This window comes from Pseudomonas paraeruginosa, assembly GCF_003025345.2.
GTDB lineage: Bacteria > Pseudomonadota > Gammaproteobacteria > Pseudomonadales > Pseudomonadaceae > Pseudomonas > Pseudomonas paraeruginosa.
Genome location: NZ_CP020560.1, coordinates 5,582,848 through 5,596,928, shown reverse-complemented (window position 1 = coordinate 5,596,928; position 14,081 = coordinate 5,582,848). Strand labels below are relative to the sequence as shown.

The 14,081-nt window shown below is 67.7% G+C and carries 13 protein-coding genes and 1 pseudogene; 13 read left to right on the top strand and 1 reads right to left on the bottom strand.

From position 1 onward, the window contains the following. Positions 1–130 precede the first annotated feature (130 nt). The 5 genes from gloA (at position 131) to B7D75_RS26455 (ending at position 3,313) form a co-directional block, all read left to right on the top strand. Positions 131–661 (top strand): lactoylglutathione lyase, encoded by a 531-nt coding sequence (gene gloA / locus B7D75_RS26475; RefSeq protein ID WP_012077767.1) that lies wholly within the window; start codon positions 131–133, stop codon positions 659–661. A 139-nt stretch (positions 662–800) separates the two neighbouring features. Next, on the top strand, positions 801–1,811 hold the full coding sequence (locus B7D75_RS26470; protein WP_012077766.1) for a class 1 fructose-bisphosphatase: 1,011 nt from the start codon (positions 801–803) through the stop codon (positions 1,809–1,811). Between the two features lie 4 nt (positions 1,812–1,815). Then, positions 1,816–2,418 carry a DUF924 family protein gene (locus B7D75_RS26465; RefSeq protein WP_003151639.1) on the top strand — a complete coding sequence of 201 codons (603 nt, stop codon included), beginning with the start codon at positions 1,816–1,818 and terminating at the stop codon, positions 2,416–2,418. 71 nt (positions 2,419–2,489) lie between these two features. Next, entirely contained in the window at positions 2,490–2,747 is a 258-nt protein-coding gene (bamE, locus tag B7D75_RS26460) for an outer membrane protein assembly factor BamE domain-containing protein (protein WP_003151642.1), read from the top strand. Then, positions 2,744–3,313, top strand: a complete 570-nt coding sequence (locus B7D75_RS26455) for a lipocalin family protein (protein ID WP_033999910.1) — start codon at positions 2,744–2,746, stop codon at positions 3,311–3,313. The genes bamE and B7D75_RS26455 overlap by 4 nt, the downstream gene beginning before the upstream one ends. A 146-nt stretch (positions 3,314–3,459) precedes the next feature. On the opposite strand, the gene B7D75_RS26450 is transcribed toward B7D75_RS26455, so the two are convergent. Beyond that, on the bottom strand, positions 3,460–4,821 hold the full coding sequence (locus B7D75_RS26450; RefSeq protein ID WP_003151646.1) for a formimidoylglutamate deiminase: 1,362 nt from the start codon (positions 4,819–4,821) through the stop codon (positions 3,460–3,462). 100 nt (positions 4,822–4,921) lie between these two features. Here B7D75_RS26450 and hutC point away from each other — a divergent pair, with 100 nt between their 5' ends. The 8 genes and pseudogenes from hutC (at position 4,922) to hutH (ending at position 13,942) form a co-directional block, all read left to right on the top strand. Further along, positions 4,922–5,674, top strand: coding sequence for a histidine utilization repressor (hutC, locus tag B7D75_RS26445; RefSeq protein ID WP_012077763.1), 753 nt, complete (start codon positions 4,922–4,924; stop codon positions 5,672–5,674). After that, complete coding sequence (locus B7D75_RS26440; RefSeq protein WP_058175210.1) at positions 5,671–6,261, top strand: HutD/Ves family protein; 591 nt, start codon at positions 5,671–5,673, stop codon at positions 6,259–6,261. The genes hutC and B7D75_RS26440 overlap by 4 nt, the downstream gene beginning before the upstream one ends. Positions 6,262–6,402: 141 nt before the next feature. After that, positions 6,403–7,425, top strand: coding sequence for an ABC transporter substrate-binding protein (locus B7D75_RS26435; RefSeq protein WP_053814729.1), 1,023 nt, complete (start codon positions 6,403–6,405; stop codon positions 7,423–7,425). A 15-nt stretch (positions 7,426–7,440) separates the two neighbouring features. After that, positions 7,441–7,913 (top strand): annotated as a pseudogene (locus B7D75_RS29870) (hypothetical protein); the annotation flags it as partial. Between the two features lie 9 nt (positions 7,914–7,922). Beyond that, positions 7,923–8,732, top strand: a complete 810-nt coding sequence (locus B7D75_RS29865) for a phosphate/phosphite/phosphonate ABC transporter substrate-binding protein (protein WP_198927364.1) — start codon at positions 7,923–7,925, stop codon at positions 8,730–8,732. A gap of 324 nt (positions 8,733–9,056) precedes the next feature. After that, positions 9,057–10,736 (top strand): urocanate hydratase, encoded by a 1,680-nt coding sequence (gene hutU, locus B7D75_RS26420; protein WP_079986103.1) that lies wholly within the window; start codon positions 9,057–9,059, stop codon positions 10,734–10,736. 140 nt (positions 10,737–10,876) lie between these two features. Continuing rightward, positions 10,877–12,313 carry a purine-cytosine permease family protein gene (locus B7D75_RS26415; protein ID WP_034081780.1) on the top strand — a complete coding sequence of 479 codons (1,437 nt, stop codon included), beginning with the start codon at positions 10,877–10,879 and terminating at the stop codon, positions 12,311–12,313. A 99-nt stretch (positions 12,314–12,412) separates the two neighbouring features. Continuing rightward, complete coding sequence (gene hutH, locus B7D75_RS26410; RefSeq protein ID WP_033999913.1) at positions 12,413–13,942, top strand: histidine ammonia-lyase; 1,530 nt, start codon at positions 12,413–12,415, stop codon at positions 13,940–13,942. Positions 13,943–14,081 lie beyond the last annotated feature (139 nt).

Here is a 14,081-nt window from a genome sequence, read left to right as displayed (position 1 = left end):
GCGCCGGCCACATTCCCGCCGACGGAACGATCGGCGCGTGCCGGCATCAAGAGAGTAGTACCCCGCTGTTACTCGCTGCCCGGCGGTCCGCCATACACTGCCGCTCCGTTTCGTTCGAGGGAATCGCCCGATGAGTTTCAACACCGAAGTACAGCCCGGCATCTGCATGGAGCCGGATGCCGTCACCCAGGAATACGTGTTCAACCACACCATGCTGCGGGTCAAGGACCCGAAGCGCTCGCTCGACTTCTACTCGCGGGTGCTGGGCATGCGCCTGTTGCGCCGCCTCGACTTCGAGGAAGGCCGCTTCTCCCTGTATTTCCTCGCCATGACCCGTGGCGAAGAGGTACCCGACGCGGTGGACGAACGCCAGCGCTATACCTTCGGCCGCCAGTCGGTCCTCGAGCTGACCCACAACTGGGGCAGCGAGAGCGACGACAGCCAGTACCACAACGGCAACCAGGACCCGCGCGGGTTCGGGCACATCTGCTTCTCGGTGCCGGACCTGGTGGCGGCCTGCGAGCGTTTCGAGACGCTCGGGGTGAACTTCGTCAAGCCGCTGGACCGAGGCATGAAGAACGTCGCCTTCATCAGCGATCCCGACGGCTATTGGGTGGAAATCGTCCAGGCCAGCCTGAACGGCGAGATGGGGCGCGGCTGACGACCGTCGATCGGTTGCGCGCCGCGGAAATGAACCGCGCCGCCGCCGCCGATCTCCAACCGGCGGTTGCGCGGAGTCAAGCGTGGCCGCCAATTCCGCGTTAAACTGCGCGGGTTTTTTCCTCTCTCCGGAGCCATCCATGTCCCGCGTTACCCTGAGCCGCTATCTGATCGAGCAGACCCGCAGCCACAATACCCCGGCCGACTTGCGCTTCCTCATCGAGGTCGTGGCGCGTGCCTGCAAGGAAATCAGCCATGCGGTGTCCAAGGGCGCGCTGGGTGGCGTGCTCGGCAGCATGGGCACCGAGAACGTGCAGGGCGAGGTGCAGAAGAAGCTGGACGTGATGTCCAACGAGATCCTGCTGGAAGCCAACGAATGGGCCGGCAACCTGGCCGGCATGGCCTCGGAGGAGATGGACCACCCCTACCAGATCCCGGGGCGCTACCCGAAAGGCGCCTACCTGCTGGTCTTCGACCCGCTGGACGGTTCCAGCAACATCGACGTCAATGTCTCGGTCGGCACCATCTTCTCGGTGCTGCGCTGCCCCAACGAATACCTGAACCAGAACGATACCCTGCGCGAGGAAGCCTTCCTCCAGCCGGGCACCACCCAGGTCGCCGCCGGCTACGCCATCTACGGCCCGCAGACCATGCTGATGCTGACCCTCGGCAACGGCGTCAAGGGTTTCACCCTGGACCGCGAGCTGGGCAGCTTCGTCCTCACCCACGACAACATCAGCGTGCCGGAAAGCACCGCCGAGTTCGCCATCAACATGTCCAACCAGCGCCACTGGGAGGCGCCGGTGAAACGCTACGTCGAAGAACTGCTGGCCGGCAAGGAAGGCCCGCTGGGCAAGAACTACAACATGCGCTGGATCGCCTCGATGGTCGCCGACGTACACCGCATCCTGACCCGCGGCGGCGTCTTCATGTATCCGCGCGACGCCCGCGAGCCGGAGAAGCCCGGCAAGCTGCGCCTGATGTACGAGGCCAACCCGATGTCCTTCATCATCGAGCAGGCCGGCGGCGCCGCCACCAACGGCACCCAGCGCATCCTCGACATCAAGCCGGAGAACCTGCACCAGCGCGTCGCGGTGTTCCTCGGCTCGAAGCAGGAAGTCGAGCGCATCACCGGCTACCACAAGGAGTAAGCCGATGAGCGCGCCCTGGCAGACCCTGCTCGACTGGTGGTTCGGCGCCTCCAGCGACGCCGCCGAGGTGGTTGCCCAGCGCAACGGCCTGTGGTTCGGCAAGAACGTCTGCCAGGACGCCGACGCCGGCGGCCGCTTCGGCGAGCTGGTGAACCAGGCGCTGGACGGCGGCTTGCAGGAATGGACGGCCAAGGCCGACGGCTGGCTGGCGCTGATCCTGCTGCTCGACCAGCTACCGCGCATGGTCTACCGCGATACCCCTCGCGCCTACGCGGGCGACGCCCGTGCCCAGCGCCTGGTGCGCGAAGGCATGGAAAAGGGCCTTGACCGCCAGTTGCCGCCGATCCGCCGGGTGTTCGTCTACCTGGTGCTGGAGCACGCCGAGGACCTGCCCAGCCAGGAGCGGGCGGTGACCTGCTTCCGCGAACTGCGCGAGCAGGTCGGCGGCACGGCGCGCGAGCCGTTCGACAGCTTCTGCGACTACGCCGAACGGCACCATGCGGTGATCGCCCGCTTCGGCCGTTTTCCCCATCGCAACGCCATTCTCGGCCGGCCTTCGAGCGAAGAGGAGACGGCGTTCCTCAGGGAACCCGGTTCGCGTTTCTGACTCCAAGGCTCCGGATTTCCCCGCGTGTGCCAAGCTGTAGGCAGCGCTTCCCCCCGAACAAGGAGTTCCTCATGGCGTCGTTCCGTACCCTGGCCGTGGCCGCCTTCTGCGTCGTCCTGGCCGGCTGCAGCAAGATCAACCAGGAAAACTATTCCAAGCTCAAGGCCGGCATGAGCAAGGCCGAGGTCGAGGCGATCCTCGGCAAGCCCACCGAGTGCTCCGGCGCGCTGGGCATGTCCAGCTGCACCTGGGGTGACGAGAAGGCCTTCATCAGCGTGCAGTACGCCGCCGACAAGGCGCTGCTGTTCTCCGGCCAGGGCCTCAAGTGATCGGTCTCCCCGTCCGGGTGCTCTGCACGCTGTGGCTGGGCTTGCTGCTGGTCGGTTGCGCGGGTTCGCCGAAGAGTCCGCCGGCCACCGAGCAGGTCGACCTGCAGCGCTACCAGGGCACCTGGTACGAGCTGGCGCGCTTGCCCATGTTCTTCCAGCGCAACTGTGCGCAATCGGAAGCGCATTACCGCCTGCAGGACGACCAGAGCATCCAGGTGATCAACCGCTGCCTGACCCAGGATGGCGAGTGGGAGCAGGTTGAGGGCCGGGCGGTCGCCCAGCAGCCGGGCCGCACCGACAAGCTGTGGGTGCGCTTCGACAACTGGTTCGCCAATCTCTTCCCCAACGTGGCGCGCGGCGACTACTGGGTGCTGGCGGTGGACGACGATTACCGCACCGCGCTGGTGGGCAATCCGAACCGCGAATACCTGTGGCTGCTGTCGCGTACCCCGCAGGTCTCGCGGCAGACCCGCGAGCGGCTGCTGGCAGAGGCGCGTAGCCGCGGTTACGCGGTGGACGAACTGATCTGGCGGGTACCTGACGGCCAGGTGAAGCGGAGCCAATGAAGGAACGCCCCGCCGGGGCGTTTTTTCTTTCCGGCGCCGTCCACGGCTGGCGGATGGCTTGGGACGTCTCGGCGTTTAGCGCCCGACGGCTCGATCGAACGAGTAGGGCGGATACCGCAACGCGGTCATTCGCCGCTGCCCAGGGGTCAACCCAGCAGTTCCCCCAGCACCTGGGCGAACGCCCGTGCGCTGCGTTCCTCCTCGGCATGCCGGCCGTCACGCACGGTCCATCTGCCGGCCACCATCACGTCGCGCACCTGGCGGTCGCCGCCGGCGAACAGCCAGCGGTTGAGCAGGGCGTCGCCTTCGGCGCTGGCCAGGTAGGGGTCGTTGCCGTCAAGGACCAGCAGGTCGGCGCGGCGGCCCACGGCGAGGCCGCCGATCGGCTGGCCGAGGGCCTGGGCGCCGCCAGCCAGGGCCGCGTCGTAGAGGGTGCGGCCGATGTTCGGCTGGTCGGCGCGATAGAGCCGGTTGCGCTTCCGGTCGCGCAGGCGCTGGCCGTATTCCAGCCAGCGCAGTTCCTCGACCACGCTGAGCGAGACATGGCTGTCGGAGCCGATGCCCAGGCGTCCGCCCTGGGCGAGGAAGTCCGTCGCCGGGAAGATACCGTCGCCGAGGTTGGCCTCGGTGCTCAGGCACAGGCCGGCCACCGCGCCGCTGCGCGCCATCGCCGCGACCTCTTCGGGATCGGCGTGGGTCGCATGGACCAGGCACCAGCGCTGGTCGACCGCGACGTTCTCGTACAGCCATTGCAACGGCCGGCATCCGCTCCAGGCCAGGCAGTCGTCGACTTCCTTCTGCTGTTCGGCGATATGGATGTGGACCGGCAGGTCGTCGTGGCCGGCGTCCAGGACCGTGGCGATCTGTTGCGGGGTCACCGCGCGCAGGGAGTGGAAGCACAGGCCCAGGGATTGGCCCGCCGCTCCCAGCGGCGCGCGCAGGCGCTGGAGCAATTCCAGGTAGGCCTCGCTGTCGTTGAGGAAGCGCCGCTGGCCCTCGCTGGCCGGCTGGCCGCCGAAGCCCGCGTGGCTGTAGAGCACGGGAAGCAGGGTCAGGCCGATGCCGGCGGTGCTGGCGGCACGGGAGATGCGCAGGGACAGTTCGGCGGGATCGGCGTAGGGACGGCCGTCGAGGTCGTGGTGGACGTAATGGAATTCCGCCACCGACGTGTAGCCGGCCTTGAGCATCTCGATGTAGAGCTGGCGGGCGATGACCTCGATCTGCTCGGGCGAGAGCCGGCCGACCATCCGGTACATCAGCTCGCGCCAGGTCCAGAAACTGTCGTTGGGATTGCCGGCGACCTCGGCGAGCCCGGCCATGGCGCGCTGGAACGCATGCGAATGGAGGTTGGGCATGCCCGGCAGCACGGCGCCGCCGAGGTGTTCGGCGCCGTCGGCACTGGCGTCGGGATGAATGGCGGCGAGGACTCCGTCCGCGGAAATCTCGAAACGGACATTTCGCGCCCAGCCTTCCGGCAGCAACGCACGTTCAGCGAAAATAGCGGACATAATCAGCTCACACGCGGTCTGTTTTATTTGTATATACATATACAGACGATCAGGCGGTGCGTAAACTCACTTCATCGACGCCTCGACAAGGAGTCTCTCCGTGACGTCCTCTTCTTCCGATCGATCCCCGCTGGCCTCGCAACTCGGCGAGGTGCCGGCGCCGCTCTACGCGCGGGTCAAGCAGATGATCGTCAGCCAGATCCAGTCGGGCGCCTGGCCGCCGCACCACCGGGTGCCGTCCGAGAGCGAACTGGTCAGCCAGCTCGGCTTCAGTCGGATGACCATCAATCGCGCCCTGCGCGAACTGACCAGCGACGGCCTGCTGGTGCGCATGCAGGGTGTCGGTACCTTCGTCGCCGAGCCCAAGGGCCAGTCGGCGTTGTTCGAGGTGCACAACATCGCCGACGAGATCGCCGCCCGCGGGCATCGCCATCGTTGCCAGGTGATCACCCTCGGCGAGGAGGTCGCCGGCCCCGAGCGCGCCCTGGCGCTGGACGTGCGCGAAGGCCAGCGGGTGTTCCACTCGCTGATCGTGCATTACGAAAACGACATCCCGGTGCAGATCGAGGACCGCTACGTGAACGCCGCGGTGGCGCCGGACTACCTCAGGCAGGATTTCACCCGGCAAACGCCCTATGCCTACCTGACCCAGGTGGCGCCGCTCACCGAGGGCGAGCATGTGGTCGAGGCGATCCTCGCCGAGCCGGCGGAATGCAAGCTGCTGCAGATCGAACGCGGCGAGCCGTGCCTGCTGATCCGCCGCCGCACCTGGTCCGGGCGTGTCGCGGTGACCGCCGCGCGGCTGCTGCACCCGGGTTCCCGCCACCGTCTGGAAGGACGCTTCACCTCATGAGCGAATTCCGCATCCTGCGCGCCGTCGACTACCCGAGAATGCCGTGGAAGAACGGCGCCGGTTCCACCGAGGAGATCGCCCGCGACGGCGGTGACGGCCTGGACGGCTTCGGCTGGCGCCTGTCGATCGCCGATGTCGGCGAATCCGGTGGTTTCTCCCGTTTCGCCGGCTACCAGCGGATCATCAGCGTGCTGCAGGGCGGCGGCATGCGCCTGCGGGTGGATGGGGCGGACACCCCGGCGCTGCGCGAGCGCCAGCCCTTCGCTTTCTCCGGCGACAGCGAGGTGCATTGCACCCTGCTCAATGGGGCTATCCGCGACTTCAACCTGATCTACTCCCCGCAGCGCTACCGGGCGCGCCTGCAATGGCTGCGGGTGGAGGAGGCTCTGGACTGGCACGGCTCGGCGAGCACCGTGTTGCTGTTCGCCCAGCAGGGCGAGGTCGCGGTTTCCCTGCAAGGCCAGTCCTGTGGCCGGCTGGGCGCCCACGACTGCCTGCAGGCCGAAAGGCTCGAGGGCTTGCAGCACTGGCGCCTGGCGGCGCACGAGGCGGCCTGGGTCTGTGCGGTGGAGCTCGAAGCGCGGTAATTCTCCGGCGATGCGAGGAAAAAGCGTCTACACCGAAAGGGTAGGCGCTTTTGTCTATCCAAGGAATGTAACGTTATTGATCCAGTATTTCTAATGTCTATATGGTTCCGCATGCCGTCCGACTCCAACCGGGAGACCCGCATGCCCCCGCTTCGCCAGTTCCTCGCCGTCCTCGCCCTGAGCGCCAGCCTCGCCAGCCAGGCCGCCGCCGGGCCGCAATGCCCGTATCCGGGCAAAGTGGTGTTTGCCGGGCTCAACTGGGAAAGCGGCATGTTCACCACCGACCTGCTGCGCTACGTGCTGGAAAAAGGCTACGGCTGCGAGACCGACGCGCTGCCGGGCAACACCGTGACCATGGAGAGCGCCCTGCGCCAGAACGACATCCAGGTCACCGGCGAGCAGTGGGCCGGGCGCAGCCCGGTATGGCGCGCGGCGGAGGAGGCGGGCGAGGTGTTTTCCGTCGGCGAGACGGTGAAGGGTGCCACCGAGGGTTGGTGGGTGCCGGAATACCTGGTCGAGGGCGACCCGCAGCGAGGCATCGAGGCGAAGGCGCCGGAGTTGAAGTCGGTCGCCGACCTGCCGCGCTACAAGGAGCTGTTCCGCGATCCGGAGGAGCCCGGCAAGGGGCGCTTCTACAATTGTCCGACCGGCTGGACCTGCGAGGTCGTCAACAGCCAGAAGCTCAAGGCCTACAAGCTGCAGGACAGCTACACGAATTTCCGCACCGGTACTGGGCCGGCGCTGGACGCGGCGATCAGCGCGGCATTCCGCCGAGGCGAGCCGGTGCTTTTCTACTATTGGTCGCCGACCCCGCTGATGGGCCGCTACAAGCTGGTACAGCTGGAAGAGCCGCCGTTCAGCGCAAAGGCCTGGGCGACCCTGTCCGATCCGAAGAATCCGGATCCCATCGGCTCCCGCTCCTTGCCGGCGAAGATCACCATCGGCGTTTCCCGCGATTTCCATGACAAGGCGCCGGCGCTGGTCGAGCTGTTCCGCCGGGTCGAGATTCCCCTGCCGCTGTTCAACGCCCTGCTCGCCGACATGGCGCAGCATCACCGCGATGTCGGCGAGGTGCGCGCACGGTTTCTCCGCGAGCACCGCGAGATATGGAGCCGCTGGATGCCGGCGGAGGTTGCCGCCCGTCTCGATGCCTCCCTGAAGTAAGCGCCGGAGGACGTCGTGGCGCATTACCTGAGCGGGCGTCAGCGTACCCGGGTGCTTCGCCTGCTAGGCAGGCTCCAGGCGCTGGGCGGTGCTGCCGGGCCTGGCGCCGTTCGCCTGCCTCCAGATGTCGTTGCAGCATGAGCTGATCCATGGCCATCCGGCTCGCTGGCCGGCATTCAACGCGCTGCCCGGCTACCTGTCCCTGGCGGCCTGGTATCCCTGCCCGCTGTATCGCGACGGCCACCTGCGTCACCACCTCGATGACCGACTGACCTATCCGGGACGTGCACGCGCTGCTGCTGGCCAGGCTCTGGCTGTACCTGCTGGGCGTCGCCTATCCGGCGCTCGGCCTGAGCATGCTGCGTTCGTTCACGAACACCGGCCGGCCGCCGAGCCGGCGCAGTGGCGATTTCCTCCTGCCCGGCTATGGTCGTCTATGGCGGCGCCACGGTTGGCGGCCGGTGGATGCGCCGGCGCATCCCGAGCACTGGCGGCAGATGGAGCAGGCGATGATCGATACCCCGGTGGTGGCGGCGCTGGACATGTATGTCGAGCCGGACTGCGTCAGGCAGGCCGGTCGCGGTTTCATCGACGAAGTCTGCCGGCGCCTGGGCGTACGCCGTTGCGCGCCGGCCGCCGCCGAGCTGGCGGTGCAGTGGCGGCAGCCGAACCTGCTGTTCGCGCAGGCCTGCGGCTATCCGCTGGTGACCCAGTTGCAGGGCCAGGTAGCGGTGCTCGCGGTGCCCAGCTACGACCTGGCGGACTGCGCGCCGGGTGAACATTGCAGCCTGTTCGTCGCCGCCGAGGGCGAGGCGCGGCGGCGTCTCGACGAGTTCCGCGACACCCGCCTGGCGCTGAACGGGCACGATTCCAACAGTGGCATGAACCTGCTGCGCCACGCGCTGGCGCCGCTGGGACGCGATGCCGCGTTCTTCGCCGAGGTGCGGATCAGTGGCGGTCACGTGCGCAGCCTGGCCATGGTCGCGGCGGGGGAGGCCGAGCTGACCTCGGTGGACGCGCTGACCTTCGCCTACCTGCAACGTCACGCCCCGGAACGCCTGGCCGGGCTGCGCGTGCTCGGACGCAGCGCGCCGAGCCCGGCCCTGCCGCTGATCACTTCGCTGCGCTGGAGCGCGACGCAACGCCGCGAGCTGTTCGAGGCGCTGAACCTGACCCTGGTCGACTGCCCGGAACTGGCCCGGACCCTGGCGCTGAAATCCTTCCTCCCGGCTGGCGAGGAACATTACCGGATCCTCCTCGACTACGAGCGGCAGGCAGAGGGCTGGGGCTACCCACATTTGCGCTGAGCGGTGTTACCGAATGCCCCATTCGGGGGCGTGGATACCTGCCAGGAGAATGTGCGCGATCGTTCGGCGCGCTCGCCGCCTAGGATCATCGCCATTTCTCGATTTTAAAAAATATCATTTTAATCAATGGCTTGTTCCTGATCTGCGGGATGCTGGAGAGCGTTCGGCAGGTGCCCAGCGGCGGACTTGGCCCTGCCTTTGCTTATACTTGTATGTACAAGCATAGATGTGTCAGGTGAGCCCGCCGCAAACCTCTGCTTCCACCCGAATTCAGGCGCCCGCATGGGCGCCAGCCGTTCAACGCTACGCCCCCAGGAGCCTGCCGTGACCACCCCGAGCAAATTCCGCGACATCGAAATCCGCGCCCCGCGCGGCAACACGCTGACCGCCAAGAGCTGGCTGACCGAAGCGCCGCTGCGCATGCTGATGAACAACCTCGACCCAGAGGTGGCCGAGAATCCCAAGGAACTGGTGGTGTACGGCGGCATCGGCCGCGCCGCGCGCAACTGGGAGTGCTACGACAGGATCGTCGAGACCCTCAGGCAACTGAACGACGACGAGACCCTGCTGGTGCAGTCCGGCAAGCCGGTCGGGGTGTTCACGACCCATGCCGACGCGCCGCGCGTGCTGATCGCCAACTCCAACCTGGTGCCGCACTGGGCGACCTGGGAACACTTCAACGAACTGGATGCCAGGGGCCTGGCGATGTACGGCCAGATGACCGCCGGCTCGTGGATCTACATCGGCAGCCAGGGCATCGTCCAGGGCACCTACGAAACCTTCGTCGAGGCCGGTCGCCAGCATTACGACGGCAACCTCGCGGGCCGCTGGGTGCTCACCGCCGGCCTCGGCGGCATGGGCGGCGCCCAGCCGTTGGCGGCGACACTGGCCGGAGCCTGCTCGCTGAACATCGAATGCCAGCAGAGCCGTATCGATTTCCGCCTGCGCAGCCGCTACGTCGACGAACAGGCCAATGACCTCGACGACGCCCTGGCGCGCATCGCCAGGTACACCGCCGAAGGCAAGGCGATCTCCATCGCCCTGCTGGGCAATGCCGCCGAGATCCTTCCGGAACTGGTGCGGCGCGGCGTGCGTCCGGACATGGTCACCGACCAGACCAGCGCCCACGACCCGCTCAATGGCTACCTGCCGGCCGGCTGGACCTGGGAGCAATACCGTGACCGCGCGCAGACCGACCCGGCCGGCGTGGTCAAGGCGGCCAAGCGCTCCATGGCCGTGCATGTGCAGGCCATGCTGGCATTCCAGAAGCTGGGCATCCCGACCTTCGACTACGGCAACAACATCCGCCAGATGGCCAAGGAAGAGGGGGTGGCCAATGCCTTCGACTTCCCCGGCTTCGTCCCGGCCTACATCCGCCCGCTGTTCTGCCGTGGTATCGGCCCGTTCCGCTGGGCCGCGCTGTCGGGCGATCCGCAGGACATCTACAAGACCGACGCCAAGGTCAAGGAACTGATTCCCGATGACGCCCACCTGCACCGCTGGCTGGACATGGCTCGCGAGCGCATCAGCTTCCAGGGCCTGCCGGCGCGCATCTGCTGGGTCGGCCTGGGCCTGCGCGCCAAGCTCGGCCTGGCCTTCAACGAGATGGTACGCAGCGGCGAACTGTCGGCACCGATCGTGATCGGCCGCGACCACCTCGATTCCGGCTCGGTGTCCAGCCCGAACCGCGAAACCGAGGCCATGCAGGACGGCTCCGACGCCGTCTCCGACTGGCCGCTGCTCAACGCCCTGCTGAACACCGCCAGCGGCGCCACCTGGGTCTCGCTGCACCACGGCGGCGGGGTCGGCATGGGCTTCTCCCAGCATTCGGGCATGGTGATCGTCTGCGACGGCACCGATGCAGCCGCCGCGCGCATCGCCCGGGTGCTGACCAACGATCCGGGCACCGGGGTCATGCGCCACGCCGACGCGGGCTACCCGATCGCCATCGACTGCGCCAGGGAACAAGGCCTGAACCTGCCGATGATCACCGGCAAGCGCTGACGGCGCCGGCGGCTTCCGGCAGCGCCGGGAAGCCGCCGGATACGGCCTCACGTCGGCGGGGACGTGGCGGTGGCCGCTTACTGCCCGGTCCGGGCGACAACAAGAATGGCGGCGAGCGAGCCGCAGCGGAGTACAGCAGCATGACCCAGGGCAGCGACAGCAAGCCTCTGATCGAACGGCGCTCGATCGACTATATCCCGGCGAACGAGCGCCACGGTCGCCTCTACAGCCAGTTCACCCTCTGGCTGGGGGCCAACCTGCAGATCACCGCCATCGTCACCGGCGCCCTCGCCGTGGTGCTCGGCGGCGATGTGTTCTGGTCGCTGGTCGGCCTGCTCCTCGGGCAGGTCCTCGGTGGCGCCGTGATGGCCCTGCACGCCGCGCAGGGGCCGCGGCTGGGGCTGCCGCAGATGATTTCCAGCCGGGTGCAGTTCGGTGTCTACGGCGCCTGCATCCCGATCGCCCTGGTATGCCTGATGTACCTGGGCTTCACCGCCACCGGCACGGTACTTTCCGGGCAGGCGATCGGCCAGATGACCGGACTCGGCGACAGCGCCGGGATCCTCATCTTCGCCGCCTTCATCGTCCTGGTGACGGTGCTCGGCTACCGCGTCATCCACATCATCGGGCGGATCGCCAGCGTCCTCGGCATCATCGCCTTCGTCTACCTGTTCAGCCGCGTGTTGCTGCTCGGCGACATCGGCGAACTGCTCGCCATCCGCCATTTCAGCTGGGCCTCGTTCCTCCTCGCGGTGTCGCTGTCGGCGTCCTGGCAGATCGCCTTCGGCCCCTACGTGGCCGACTATTCGCGCTACCTGCCGGCATCCACCTCGGGCTGGAAGACCTTCCTCGCCGTCGGCCTCGGCTCGGTGCTCGGCGCCCAGGCTTCGATGGTGCTCGGAGTGCTCGCGGCGGCCATGGCCAACGGCCAGTTCGCCGGGCGCGAAGTGGCCTATATCGTCGGCCTGGGCAGCAGCGGGACGATCGCCGCGCTGCTCTACTTCAGCATCGCCTTCGGCAAGGTGACCATCTCCACGCTGAACTCCTACGGCAGCTTCATGTGCATCGCCACCATCATCAGCAGCGTGCGCGGCCAACTGGAGATCACGCGTCTGCAGCGCCTGTTCTTCGTCCTCGCGATCGTCGGCGCCTCCACGGTCATCGCGCTGCTCGGCCAGCATTCGTTCCTGGCGGCGTTCAAGTCCTTCATCCTGTTCCTGCTGACCTTCTTCACCCCGTGGAGCGCGGTGAACCTGGTCGATTACTACTTCATCACCCGCGAGCGCTACGACGTGCCGGCCCTGGCCGATCCCGACGGTCGCTACGGCCGCTGGAACGTACCGGGCATCGCCGTCTATACCCTCGGCGTGCTGGTGCAGATGCCGTTCCTGGCGACCAAGCTGTATACCGGGCCGATGGTCGAACACCTCGGTGGGGTGGACATTTCCTGGATCATCGGCCTGGTGGTCCCGGCCGTCCTCTACTATCTGGTGGCCCGGCGCAAGGCCTCGCGCCAGGCGCCCGCACGGATGGTCCTGCCGCAGGACCCCGGCGCCTTCGCCGAGCGGGGGGCCTGAAGCGCATTGCCGGAGGCGCGCGAGCGGCGCCTCCGGTTCCCGGAAACACCGTGAATGGATAGCGAAGCCGCCGGCAGCGAACGGCCAAGGAGACCCTCGATGAGCCTGCACCTGAAACCCGGCCAGCTGACCCTGGCCGAACTGCGTCAAGCCTACCTCGCTCCGCTGCGCCTGAGCCTGGACGCCAGCGCCGAGGCGCCGATCGCCGCCAGCGTGGCCTGCGTCGAGAACATCATCGCCGAAGGCCGCACCGCCTATGGCATCAACACCGGCTTCGGGCTGCTGGCCTCGACCCGGATCTCCCCGGCCGACCTGGAGAAGTTGCAGCGTTCCATCGTCCTTTCCCATGCCGCCGGGGTCGGCGAGGCGCTGGACGACGCCATGGTGCGGCTGGTCATGCTGCTCAAGGTGAACAGCCTGGCACGCGGCTTCTCCGGCATTCGTCGCAAGGTCATCGACGCGCTGATCGCGCTGCTCAACGCCGAGGTCTACCCGCACATCCCGCTGAAAGGCTCGGTGGGCGCCTCCGGCGACCTGGCGCCGCTGGCGCACATGTCCCTGCTGCTGATCGGTGAAAGCAAGGCGCGCCATCGCGGCGAGTGGTTGCCGGCAAGAGAGGCGCTGGCGCTGGCCGGACTGGAGCCGCTGACCCTGGCGGCCAAGGAAGGCCTGGCCCTGCTCAACGGCACCCAGGTCTCCACCGCCTACGCCCTGCGCGGCCTGTTCGAGGCCGAGGACCTGTTCGCCGCCGCCACCGTCTGCGGCGGCCTCAGCGTCGAGGCGATGCTCGGCTCGCGGGCGCCGTTCGACGCGCGCATCCACGCGGCGCGCGGCCAGCGCGGCCAGATCGACGTGGCCGCGGCCTACCGCGACCTGCTCACCGCCAGCAGCGAGGTGGCGCGTTCCCACGAGAAGTGCGACAAGGTCCAGGACCCTTACTCGCTGCGTTGCCAGCCGCAGGTGATGGGCGCCTGCCTCACGCAGATGCGCCAGGCCGCCGAGGTGCTGGAGATCGAGGCCAACGCGGTGTCCGACAACCCGCTGGTGTTCGCCGCCGAGGGCGACGTGGTTTCCGGCGGCAACTTCCACGCCGAGCCGGTGGCGATGGCCGCCGACAACCTGGCCCTGGCCCTGGCCGAGATCGGTTCGCTGTCCGAGCGGCGCATCTCGCTGATGATGGACATGCACATGTCGCAGCTGCCGCCGTTCCTGGTGGCCAATGGCGGGGTCAACTCCGGCTTCATGATCGCCCAGGTCACCGCCGCCGCCCTGGCCAGCGACAACAAGGCCCTGGCCCACCCGGCCAGCGTCGACAGCCTGCCGACCTCGGCCAACCAGGAAGACCACGTATCGATGGCGCCCAACGCCGGCAAGCGGCTCTGGGCGATGGCCGAGAACGTCCGCGGGATACTCGCCGTGGAATGGCTGGGTGCCTGCCAGGGCCTGGATTTCCGTGAAGGCCTGAAGAGTTCGCCGAAGCTGGAGCAGGCCCGTGGCCTGCTGCGGGCCAAGGTACCGTACTACCAGGAGGACCGTTTCTTCGCCCCCGACATCGAGGCCGCCAGCCAGCTCCTGGCCAGCGGCTGCCTGAACGCGCTGCTGCCGGCCCGGCTGTTGCCGAGCCTGTAGGCGTTCACGACCCGTATCCATGGAGAAAGGAGGCATGCCATGCCTGTTGGGCGTCCGCGAGAGCGGGGCGCCCGCAGATGCCCAGGGAGGGCTGCAATGGAAACAGCGGCGCCTGCGCTCGCCGTCCAATAACAACGAT

Excerpts from the sequence above, each read along its gene's own strand:
- B7D75_RS26415 (WP_034081780.1), top strand. The coding sequence starts at position 10,877 with ATGACCCAGGGCAGCGACAGCAAGCCTCTGATCGAACGGCGCTCGATC.
- gloA (WP_012077767.1), top strand. The coding sequence starts at position 131 with ATGAGTTTCAACACCGAAGTACAGCCCGGCATCTGCATGGAGCCGGAT.
- bamE (WP_003151642.1), top strand. The coding sequence starts at position 2,490 with ATGGCGTCGTTCCGTACCCTGGCCGTGGCCGCCTTCTGCGTCGTCCTG.
- hutH (WP_033999913.1), top strand. The coding sequence starts at position 12,413 with ATGAGCCTGCACCTGAAACCCGGCCAGCTGACCCTGGCCGAACTGCGT.
- B7D75_RS26465 (WP_003151639.1), top strand. The coding sequence starts at position 1,816 with ATGAGCGCGCCCTGGCAGACCCTGCTCGACTGGTGGTTCGGCGCCTCC.
- B7D75_RS26440 (WP_058175210.1), top strand. The coding sequence starts at position 5,671 with ATGAGCGAATTCCGCATCCTGCGCGCCGTCGACTACCCGAGAATGCCG.
- B7D75_RS26470 (WP_012077766.1), top strand. The coding sequence starts at position 801 with ATGTCCCGCGTTACCCTGAGCCGCTATCTGATCGAGCAGACCCGCAGC.
- B7D75_RS26435 (WP_053814729.1), top strand. The coding sequence starts at position 6,403 with ATGCCCCCGCTTCGCCAGTTCCTCGCCGTCCTCGCCCTGAGCGCCAGC.
- B7D75_RS29865 (WP_198927364.1), top strand. The coding sequence starts at position 7,923 with ATGGAGCAGGCGATGATCGATACCCCGGTGGTGGCGGCGCTGGACATG.
- B7D75_RS26450 (WP_003151646.1), bottom strand. The coding sequence starts at position 4,821 with ATGTCCGCTATTTTCGCTGAACGTGCGTTGCTGCCGGAAGGCTGGGCG.